The organism is Nitrospirota bacterium (assembly GCA_016212215.1).
Classification (GTDB): domain Bacteria; phylum Nitrospirota; class 9FT-COMBO-42-15; order HDB-SIOI813; family HDB-SIOI813; genus JACRGV01.
In genome coordinates, this window is sequence record JACRGV010000058.1 from 1 (window position 1) to 9,836 (window position 9,836).

Sequence of the window (9,836 nt, forward strand, 5' to 3'; positions counted from 1 at the left end):
AGGCTATGGCAGACGGATAAAAAGTTTTATTTTCTTAATTTTATTGATAATAACGAGGATTTTCGGATGAACTCCCATGAACCGAGGGTTCACAAAGGGGCATGAAAGTCAGCGGGACAGGAATGTCCAGCCTATCCTCATAGAAATGGATAGGCGAGGTTTTCTTACCCCGCCGGAGGTATTTTCCAATGAAGCAGGAATTATCCCAAAATAATATCAAGATATTCAATCACTTTACCCATGAATATGACGAATGGTTTGATATTAACCGGTTTGCCTATCTCTCTGAAATTGAGGCAGTGCGAAGGTTTCTCCCATGTACAGGCATTGGAATAGAAATAGGGGGCGGTACCGGACGTTTTTCAGAACCCCTCGGAGTAAAAATAGTAGTCGAGCCTGCTGGTGGTATGACACAGGTTGCGAAATTGCGTGGACTTGAAGTAATCAGGGCAATAGCAGAACAATTGCCTTTTGCTGATAGCTCAATTGATTATGCCTTGATGGTCAATGTTATCTGTTTTTTAAGCGACCCCCTTACTGCATTGAATGAAGTGAGGAGAATTTTGAAACCGGATGGATGCATTATAATCGCCATTATTGACAAAGAATCTCAACTTGGCAGAAAATATGAGCATAGTAAGGGGGCACATAAGTTTTATTCACAAGCGATATTTTATTCTACTCAGCAGGTAAAAGAATTCCTGAATACTCTTAATTTTCAAAACATTCAGATCTGTCAGACGATCTTTAATGATGTAAACAATATGGATAAACCCGACCCTGTCCTTGAAGGATTTGGAAGTGGTGGGTTCGTAGTTTTATCCGGGATAAAGGGCTAATGTTCCACGTGGAACAATGAACCTACGATTTGTCTCGATACCGTTGTTAGAAATAAAAATCCCCCATCTGGTATTTGTACTCCTGATGAGGGCGTATTGGGTTCTAAACATCCCCTAAAAGCTCAGTTGTTGGATTACAACAAAATCTGTCCACCGGTTATCATACCTATTGCTAAAACCAGCGTTATTACTGCGTGGATTATTAAAGCCTTTTTTTCATCTCTTTCCATTGTATTTAACACCTCCTTTCATTTTCCTCTTTATTTGGTTAGTACCTTTGTTATTTTCTTTATGAATAGATTATATCTATCCGTGATTAATAGAAAGTTAAAACCAACTTAGGTAATTGCAGTTTACTTCCATTCATTAGTATATTATGTTACAATCTTTGAAATTATCTTTTTGGAGTAATGTAACTTATTGATATTATGGGTAAAATCATTTCAATAACCAATCAGAAGGGCGGCGTCGGCAAGACTACTACAGCCATAAACATGGCCGCTTCTCTTGCTGCGGCTGAAAAGGATGTTCTCTTAATTGATTTTGACCCCCAGGGTAATGCATCAAGCGGCTGTGGGATTGATAAAACATCAATTAATGGATCTATATATGATGCAATTATTGGTGAAAAAGATTTAAGAGATACTATTGTACCGACTGAGCTTAAATATTTTAAGGTTGTTCCTGCAGGTATTGACCTTATTGGTGCTGAAATTGAACTTATTGATGCGGAAAAGCGGGAATTTTCCTTACAAAGGGCTATTGAGCCATTAAAAAAGGACTTCAGTTATATTATCGTGGACTGCCCCCCTTCACTGGGCCTACTGACTGTAAATGCACTTACTGCGGCTGATTCTGTAATTATACCGGTTCAATGTGAGTTTTTTGCAATGGAGGGGCTGAGCCAGATATTGAAGACAATAGGCCTGGTTCAAAAGTCCTTTAACAGGGAACTTTCTATAGAAGGTATCCTTCTTACCATGTTTGACAGCAGGAACAATCTTGCACACCAGGTGGCAGAAGAGATTAAAGGGCATTTTAAAGACACTGTTTTTAAGAGTGTTATTCCGAGAAATGTTGCACTTGGTGAGGCACCAAGTCATGGTAAACCTATAATCCTGTATAACATAAATTCAAAGGGTGCCCAGTCTTATCTGGACCTGGCGCTGGAGGTGATAAAGAATGATAAAAAAGGCATTGGGTAGGGGATTAAGTACACTTATACCACAAACGGAGAATGTTCATGCAGAAGGCGGGGTATCCATTTCTGAGATTGAAATATCCCGGATAGTCCCTAACAAGTACCAGCCGAGGCATGTATTTGAAGACGGCAGGCTTGAGGAATTGGCAAATTCGATAAGTGTTAATGGTGTTATTCAGCCTGTGATTGTAAGGCATCTTGATAATGGGGTCTATGAACTTATTGCAGGTGAACGGCGGTGGCGTGCCGCCCGGATTGCCGGGTTGAAAAAGATACCTGTAGTTGTGAAGGACCTTTCAAATGAGAAGTCCCTTGAGATTGCACTTATAGAGAATCTACAGAGGGAAAACCTGAATCCCATAGAGGCGGCACTTGGTTATCAGAGGCTTTTAAATGAATTTAATCTTACACAGGAAGATGTGGCGGTCAGGATCGGTAAAGAACGTTCAACAGTTGCAAATTACCTGAGACTGCTTGGCCTGCCGGAAAAGGTGAAGGAGTATCTGTCAGCATCAGTTTTATCACCGGGACATGCAAAGGCCATCCTTTCTCTTGCAAGTGCTGCTGAACAAACAAAGTTTGCTGAGCACCTCGTGTCTAAAGGTGCATCAGTCAGAGAGGCTGAGATATGGGCAAAGGACTGGGGTGTTCAGAAGAAGAAAAAGAAGGTTATGGAAAAAAAGGATTCATCATTAAAGGAAGTGGAGACGAGATTTCAAAGGGTATTCAGTACAAAAGTGAGGATTCAGGAAGAAAAGAAGGGCGGGAAGATAGTGGTGGAATACTATTCTGTGGATGACCTGAACAGGATATTGGAGATAGTTGAGGGGTGAAAATAGTAAGCAGTAAGCAGACTAAAGACAGAAGCAAGATGTAAGAAGTTAGAAAAGGCAGAAACAACCCCGACTTCTCCCGGACCCTCTCCCTGATGGAGAGGGTGCTTAGGGGATTCCCTCCCCTTCAAGGGGAGGGTTAGGGTGGGGATGGGGTTTTATCCTGTGGTAAAAATGTTTTTATATGCAAAATAAAAAGGTTTTAGTCGGAATGAGCGGGGGGATTGACAGTTCGGTTACTGCTATGCTTCTGAAAAAGCAGGGTTTTGATGTAATTGGAGCGACCCTTAAGATTTGGGAAGAGGGGGAGTATCTTGATGGTGAGTGGCATGAGCGCTCCTGCTGTAAGATAGGGCTTGCGAGGTTTGCGGCAGAGAATTTAAAGATACCTTATTATGTCTGGGATGCTTATAAGGAATTTAAAAAGTCTGTAGTAGATGATTTCTGTTCAGAATACCTGAGAGGCCGGACTCCGAATCCGTGCATAAGATGTAATGAGATGGTCAAGTTCTCTATCCTCCTTGAAAATGCTGTCGGTATCGGTGCTGATTATGTTGCAACAGGCCACTATGCCCGTATAGTCTATAGTTCTGAAGATAAAAAATATCATCTTAAAAAGGGATTAGATACTGAAAAGGACCAGAGCTATTTCTTATACAGACTCTCTCAGGGACAATTATCAAAGATAAGATTTCCGCTTGGAGAGCTTACAAAAAAAGAGGTCTCAGAGATGGCCGAATCTCTTGACCTGCCGGTGGATGAGATTAAAGAGAGTCAGGAGGTGTGTTTTGTAACTCAGGAAGGCTATCAGGAGTTTATCTCAAACCGGATTCCTGAATCAATGAGTCCCGGTAACTTTGTATCATCTTCGGGCGAGGTACTTGGGCAACACAAGGGAGTTGCCTTTTACACCATTGGACAACGGAAGGGGCTTGGTGTTGCAGCAGGTGAGCGTCTTTATGTAACACAAATTGATACAGGAAAAAATGAGATCGTGCTGGGAACACGAGACGACCTTTCTGCAACAGGACTTATTGCACGAAATATTCATATAATAAGCGGTGAACCGTTTACACAACCAAAAAAACTTTTTGCAAAGATAAGATACAGGAATACGCCTGTGCCTGTTTTAGTGAGGCCGGTTGACGGGGAAGGAGTAGAGGTTGTGTTTGAAAACCCTCAGCAGGCAATCACCCCCGGCCAGTCTATTGTTTTTTATGATAATGATGAGGTTATTGGCGGGGGGATTATAGTATGAAACGATTAATCTATGCTTTCATTATTCACATCATCATTACCTTCTTATGCCGGACTGCTATGGCAACTAACGGTTATCAGTTAATAGGCGTTGGTCAGGCTCAAAAAAGCATGGGAGGCGCTGTTACTGCCGCTCCTATGGACACTATGACTGCAATCAGTAATCCTGCCGGGATGGCTCGTGTAGGGGAAAGGGCTGACTTCAGCATGGATGCATTCATGCCTGTACGGTATGTGGACTTTTCTGCAAATGGCGGAGAGTACACTAAAGGTGGGACAGGCTTATACGGTATCCCATCTGTAGGATGGGTAGCAAAGGCATTCGGCAGAGATAATGTATATTTTGGCGGGGGGATGTTTGCAACATCCGGGCTTGGCGTTGATTATGCCCAGATTACCATGATGCCCGCTGCACCGCCAAATATCCCAAATGACGTTACATTTAATGGATATAGCGGCATCCAATTCTGGAAGATGGCTCCGACTGTTGCATGGAATGTCAGCGGGATGCCTGTGAGCGCCGGCATCTCATTAAATGTGGATTACATGTCAGTTACCATACGACAGAAATTCCAGAATGTACCATTTTGGACCACGCCGGGCGGTCCTTCGGGTACACCGGTTCCTTCTGATATAACTCAGATGGATGTCAATTTTGATCTTGGCCGCCCTACTAATCAGATTGGTTATGGAGCGAGTGCCGGAATCCTTTATGATTTGGATAAACTTATTACTATAGGTGCATCATATACAAGCAAGCAGTTCTTTGGAGACAGTACATACCGCATTGGGAAAGATGATATTAAAAATTTTAATGGTGCAACAGGCGACCAGGGAGTCTACAGGATGGACTTAGATTTCCCCCAGCAGGCTGCTATAGGCATAGCTGTAAGGCCGAATGATAAATTTTTAGTGGACTTTGATGTAAAATGGATCAACTGGTCCGACACTCATGATAAGGTAACTTTCAAGGGACCGTCCAATTCATTTGACACCGATTCAACAGCCGGCGGTGATTCAAGTTCCACGAAGCTCAATTTCGGGTGGGATGATCAATATATATATGCACTTGGGATTCAGTACAAGGCAAGCCCCAAATTAAATATCAGGGCAGGCTATAATTATGGAAAATCGCCGCTTAATAAACGGGATGTATTTAATAACCTTATTTTCCCTGCAGTTGTTGAAAGACATACAACAATAGGATTTGATTATCAGCTCGGGGAACACTGGGGAATTGGCCTTACATATATGAAAGCCGCCAATAAAACTTTAACAGGAAAGAGAGATGTGCCGCCAGGTTTTGATTACATGACACCATTCGAGGCAAACTCTGACATAAAGATATCTCTTGAAGAAACTTCATTAGGGATGCTGTTGTCGTATCGTTTTAATTAAGCCCCCTTCCCCTTAATCCCCTCCCGCAAGGGGAGGGGAAATCAAGTGCCGGTAGTTGCAAATCAATATATCTTCCTGTATTATATTTTAAAACCTGAACAACAGGAGAAAACATTAACAGGAGGAAGTTTGAATGGAAACAACACTTGATAAGGCGAGGGTAGAAGAGGTCCTCGATATGATACGGCCGGCATTACAGAGAGACGGCGGAGATGTAGTTCTTGTAGGTCTTGATGGAAACAAGGTGATGGTAAAGCTGGTAGGAAACTGCTCCGGATGTCCAAGCTCTACTGTTACATTGAGGCTTGGGGTAGAGCGGCATCTGAAGGCCATGATCCCTGAAATTGAAGAGGTAATTTCAGTTTAGTATTAATACCCTCCCCCTAAATATTATATAAAGTTATGGATAAAGCAATAGAAAAACTTCTTAACACTAATATGGCCATCAGGCATGGAGAACGTGTCCTTGTATTTACTGACCACATGCAGGAGGGAAGACTTGTACCAAAAGAGATGGACCGGTGCAGACGCCTTGAAAAGGCCGCAGGACAGTTAGCTGAGATCTCAGGTAGGATAACAGATACACAGTTCTACATATATGACTCTCTTCCGAATAATGGATATGAACCGCCTGAACCTGTGTGGCAGATGGCTTTTGGGCAAAAGGCATTACAGGATTTAAAAGGAGCCGGGATATTAGAGCGGCTGATAAATAAAGAGGCTATTGCAGGTGATGTTGAAAAGGCATTTGAGATATTGAAACCTCATGAGGCTGACTTAGTTGATGTCATAATAGGCATGGCAAATTATTCTACAAGCCACACCCGCTTCCGGCATCTCCTTACAAAGATTAGAGGGGCACGCTATGCCAGTATGCCTCTGTTTGACCCTGATATGTTCTATGGCCCAATGGATGTGGACTGGAATCTTGTTGCACGAAGGTCTGAACATATCGCAGGACTTGTAACAAAGGCTGATACTGCGATAATGAGATGTCCTATGGGCACTGACATAAGGATGGGATTGAAGGGACGCAAAGGATTTGCTGACACTGGCTTCATTACTGAAAAGGGGAGCTTCGGTAATCTGCCTGCGGGCGAGGTATATGCTGCCCCTGTTGAAGGTACTTCAAACGGTGTTATGGTGCTGGACTGGTCTACAACAAGAAAACTAAACCCGCCGGTAACACTTACAATGAAAGATGGAAAGGTCACAGATATGTCAGGGGATATTGAATTCCTGAAGTATCTTGAGAATATATTTAAGTTAAGCCCAACCGCAGTCGGTCTGGCTGAACTCGGTATCGGTACTAATGAAAAGGCATCAAGACCTGACAATATACTTGAGGCTGAGAAGATACTCGGCACAACTCACATTGCATTGGGAGACAACACCACATTCGGCGGGACAACAAGTGCCAATTTTCATGAAGACTATGTATTCTTTTCACCTACACTGATTCTTGAATATGAAGACGGGACATCTGAGACCATCATTGATAACGGTAAATTGAACATCCCTTTATAAATATAACCACAGAGGCACTGAGACACAGAGAAAATATTGGGGATTTTAGATTTTTATTAAATATAAACTCTGTGCCTCCGTGTCTCTGTGGTTAAGAAGTTCTTAATTTTTGGAGAGTTTATGAGAACAGATTGGTTAAAAGGCCGCAACGGCAATGTAACCCAGATGCATTATGCAAGGCAGGGTGTTGTCACTGAAGAGATGACGCACGTTGCGAAGGTTGAACACCTTGAACCTGAATTCGTGCGTAATGAAATAGCCGAAGGCCGCCTCATAATACCTGCAAACATAAATCATCCTAACCTTATTCCTATGGGCATCGGCATATCTGCAACATGTAAGATAAACGCCAACATAGGCAACTCATCAATTACATCATCAGAAGGTGAAGAGCTTGAGAAGCTGAACCTCTGCGTAAAACTTGGAGTAGATGCAGTAATGGACCTGAGTACAGGCAGGAATATCCATCAAATACGGGACTGCATTATAAAGAACAGCCCTATTCCTGTAGGCACTGTCCCGATTTATGAGGCCGTAGAGGGTGTAAACGAGATACATGAACTATCCATAGATGACATATTAGATATTATAGAGGTGCAGGCCCAACAGGGCGTAGACTTCATGACCATCCACAGCGGACTGCTCCATGAATTTCTTCCGATGGCATCAAAGAGGCTTATGGGCATTGTCTCAAGGGGCGGGGCCATAATCGCTCAATGGATGGCTTATCATAATAAGCAGAATCCCTTCTATACACACTTTGACAGGATACTGGAGATATGCAAGAGGTATGACGTAAGCCTGAGCCTCGGTGACGGTCTGCGTCCGGGCTGTCTCAGCGATGCGAGTGATGAGGCACAGTTTGCAGAATTATCAATACTCGGTGAGCTTACGTTAAAGGCATGGGAAGAAGATGTACAGATAATGATAGAAGGACCTGGTCATGTCCCGTTAGATCAGATTGAGATGAATATCAAGAAGGAGATTGAGGTCTGCCACGGTGCACCGTTCTATGTGCTTGGCCCGATTGTAACGGATATAGCACCAGGTTATGACCATATAACATCCTCTATCGGTGCAACAATGGCGGCTTATGCCGGTGCTTCTATTCTATGCTATGTTACCCCAAAAGAACACCTCGGATTACCAAACTTAGAAGATGTTCGTCAGGGGATAATTGCATATAAGATTGCAGCCCATGCCGCAGATGTCGCACGTCACAGGCCGGCCGCAAGAGACCGTGATGATGAAATATCACGCGCCAGATTTGCCTTTAACTGGAACCGCCAGTTTGAATTGGCCCTAGACCCTGACAGGGCAAGAGAGATGCACGATGAAACCCTGCCACAACCTTCATTTAAAGATGCATCATTCTGTTCCATGTGCGGACCCAAGTTCTGTTCAATGAAGCTCTATCAGGAAGTGCCGTCAAAGGCATAATAGGATTATCCGAAAATCCTATCATTAAACACAGCGGCACGAAGACACTTTCTCATATTTGTACTCAATTACCATGAACTGCCTTTTCCTGTCGCACACGTTCATGAAGCCAGACCTTTATCAGAGCTGCGCGGTCAATGCCGATCTCTTCCCGTATCTTATCAATTTCCTTTACCAGAGATTCTGCGATGTCCAATGTAATACGTACCTTTTTCCCATGTCGGATAACAGTTGCGCGGGATATGTCAATAAGATCATGCATATCTTCTCCTGAATCAAAGCGGCGGTCAAATTCAGTGCTATCTTTAGCCAGAGCTTTCTTTTTCATATAAACTTACCTCCTTTTCCCTTGCACGCCTGACTGAAATGATACGAATAGCATCGCTTCGCATAGTAAATATTGCTGTCCATATCTTTCCTTCAATAGTGCCTATCATAATTCTTCTATCCTCCAAAGGGTAGGGTGCGAGGATTTCAATACGGTTTTTATCTAACCATAACTTCTCTGAAGTTTTAAGATTTTTAATGATTACAAATTGACTACTGTCACGTGATGGTTTACAATTGGCAGGTGATTAAGACATTTGCTGACCGGTATACGCTGGAGCTATACGAGATGGGGAAGTCAAAGCGGTTTCCACCAGAAATCTGGAAGCGGGCAATGCGGAAAATGGAGTATGTTGACCTGGCAACCGGATTGGATGATTTGAAGGTTCCTCCTGGTAATCGGTTTCATGAACTGGAACTGGATCGGAAGGGGCAATATTCCATTTCAATTAACGACCAATGGCGTATTTGTTTTCGTTTCATTAATGGTGACGCTTACGACGTGGAAATAACAGATTATCACTAAAATGAGGTGCAGTATGGGTATTCCGAATACAAGAGTAAGAAAGGTTAGTCCGACCCATCCCGGCGAAATGCTGAGGGAGGATTTTTTGCCGGATTATGGACTTAATGTAATGAGTCTTGCTAAAGCTCTTGGTGTGTCACGTCAGACAGTCAACGAGCTGCTCCGTGAGCGCCGGGCAGTCAGTCCGGAAATGGCGCTGAGGCTGTCGAGGTTATTTGGAAACACACCGGATTTCTGGTTGAATGCTCAGCGGGCTGTTGACCTTTGGGAAGCGGCACAAAACATCAAGATTGAGATCAAGCGTATTAAACCATTGAACGCCGCTTAGGAGACTATTCAGATTACCTTTTGTCACCTCTCACATTATCTTGCCTGAAAGTTTCACATTAAATTGACCTCTTGTATAAAGGTTTAACCGGAGGGTAGTTTCGATGTCCCTCCGGTTTCTCTGAGCTCTTTAAATAATCTCTGTGGATGCTATGCGGACA

Annotated in this window: 13 protein-coding genes; 11 read left to right on the forward strand and 2 right to left on the reverse strand. The window is 43.2% G+C overall.

The annotated features are described in order from the left end of the window. Window positions 1-76 precede the first annotated feature (76 nt). From HZA08_05310 to thiC, 9 genes are all read left to right on the forward strand, one after another. Complete coding sequence (locus HZA08_05310; protein ID MBI5192842.1) at window positions 77-214, forward strand: hypothetical protein; 138 nt, start codon at window positions 77-79, stop codon at window positions 212-214. Then, complete coding sequence (locus tag HZA08_05315) at window positions 189-839, forward strand: class I SAM-dependent methyltransferase (GenBank protein ID MBI5192843.1); 651 nt, start codon at window positions 189-191, stop codon at window positions 837-839. Before HZA08_05310 ends, HZA08_05315 begins: the two co-directional genes overlap by 26 nt. Window positions 840-1,267: 428 nt before the next feature. Continuing rightward, window positions 1,268-2,044 (forward strand): ParA family protein, encoded by a 777-nt coding sequence (locus HZA08_05320; protein MBI5192844.1) that lies wholly within the window; start codon window positions 1,268-1,270, stop codon window positions 2,042-2,044. Then, window positions 2,022-2,873, forward strand: a complete 852-nt coding sequence (locus tag HZA08_05325) for a ParB/RepB/Spo0J family partition protein (protein ID MBI5192845.1) — start codon at window positions 2,022-2,024, stop codon at window positions 2,871-2,873. Before HZA08_05320 ends, HZA08_05325 begins: the two co-directional genes overlap by 23 nt. A gap of 184 nt (window positions 2,874-3,057) precedes the next feature. Continuing rightward, window positions 3,058-4,131 (forward strand): tRNA 2-thiouridine(34) synthase MnmA, encoded by a 1,074-nt coding sequence (gene mnmA, locus HZA08_05330; protein ID MBI5192846.1) that lies wholly within the window; start codon window positions 3,058-3,060, stop codon window positions 4,129-4,131. After that, window positions 4,128-5,528, forward strand: a complete 1,401-nt coding sequence (locus HZA08_05335) for an outer membrane protein transport protein (protein ID MBI5192847.1) — start codon at window positions 4,128-4,130, stop codon at window positions 5,526-5,528. Before mnmA ends, HZA08_05335 begins: the two co-directional genes overlap by 4 nt. A 133-nt stretch (window positions 5,529-5,661) precedes the next feature. After that, the gene (locus HZA08_05340) at window positions 5,662-5,895 is read left to right on the forward strand and encodes a NifU family protein (GenBank protein ID MBI5192848.1); all 234 of its coding nucleotides are present in this window, start codon (window positions 5,662-5,664) and stop codon (window positions 5,893-5,895) included. Between the two features lie 35 nt (window positions 5,896-5,930). Continuing rightward, window positions 5,931-7,055, forward strand: a complete 1,125-nt coding sequence (locus HZA08_05345; GenBank protein ID MBI5192849.1) for an aminopeptidase — start codon at window positions 5,931-5,933, stop codon at window positions 7,053-7,055. A gap of 120 nt (window positions 7,056-7,175) precedes the next feature. Beyond that, window positions 7,176-8,495 carry a phosphomethylpyrimidine synthase ThiC gene (gene thiC, locus HZA08_05350; protein MBI5192850.1) on the forward strand — a complete coding sequence of 440 codons (1,320 nt, stop codon included), beginning with the start codon at window positions 7,176-7,178 and terminating at the stop codon, window positions 8,493-8,495. Between the two features lie 64 nt (window positions 8,496-8,559). Here thiC and HZA08_05355 read toward each other — a convergent pair whose 3' ends face one another. After that, a complete protein-coding gene (locus HZA08_05355) occupies window positions 8,560-8,823 on the reverse strand; it encodes a CopG family transcriptional regulator (GenBank protein ID MBI5192851.1) in 264 nt (87 codons plus the stop codon). Further along, window positions 8,801-9,025: a BrnT family toxin gene (locus HZA08_05360; GenBank protein MBI5192852.1), complete on the reverse strand. Its 225-nt coding sequence runs from the start codon at window positions 9,023-9,025 to the stop codon at window positions 8,801-8,803. Before HZA08_05360 ends, HZA08_05355 begins: the two co-directional genes overlap by 23 nt. Before the next feature lie 41 nt (window positions 9,026-9,066). Here HZA08_05360 and HZA08_05365 point away from each other — a divergent pair, with 41 nt between their 5' ends. Then, window positions 9,067-9,348, forward strand: a complete 282-nt coding sequence (locus HZA08_05365) for a type II toxin-antitoxin system RelE/ParE family toxin (protein MBI5192853.1) — start codon at window positions 9,067-9,069, stop codon at window positions 9,346-9,348. Between the two features lie 13 nt (window positions 9,349-9,361). Further along, a complete protein-coding gene (locus HZA08_05370; GenBank protein ID MBI5192854.1) occupies window positions 9,362-9,676 on the forward strand; it encodes a HigA family addiction module antidote protein in 315 nt (104 codons plus the stop codon). Window positions 9,677-9,836 lie beyond the last annotated feature (160 nt).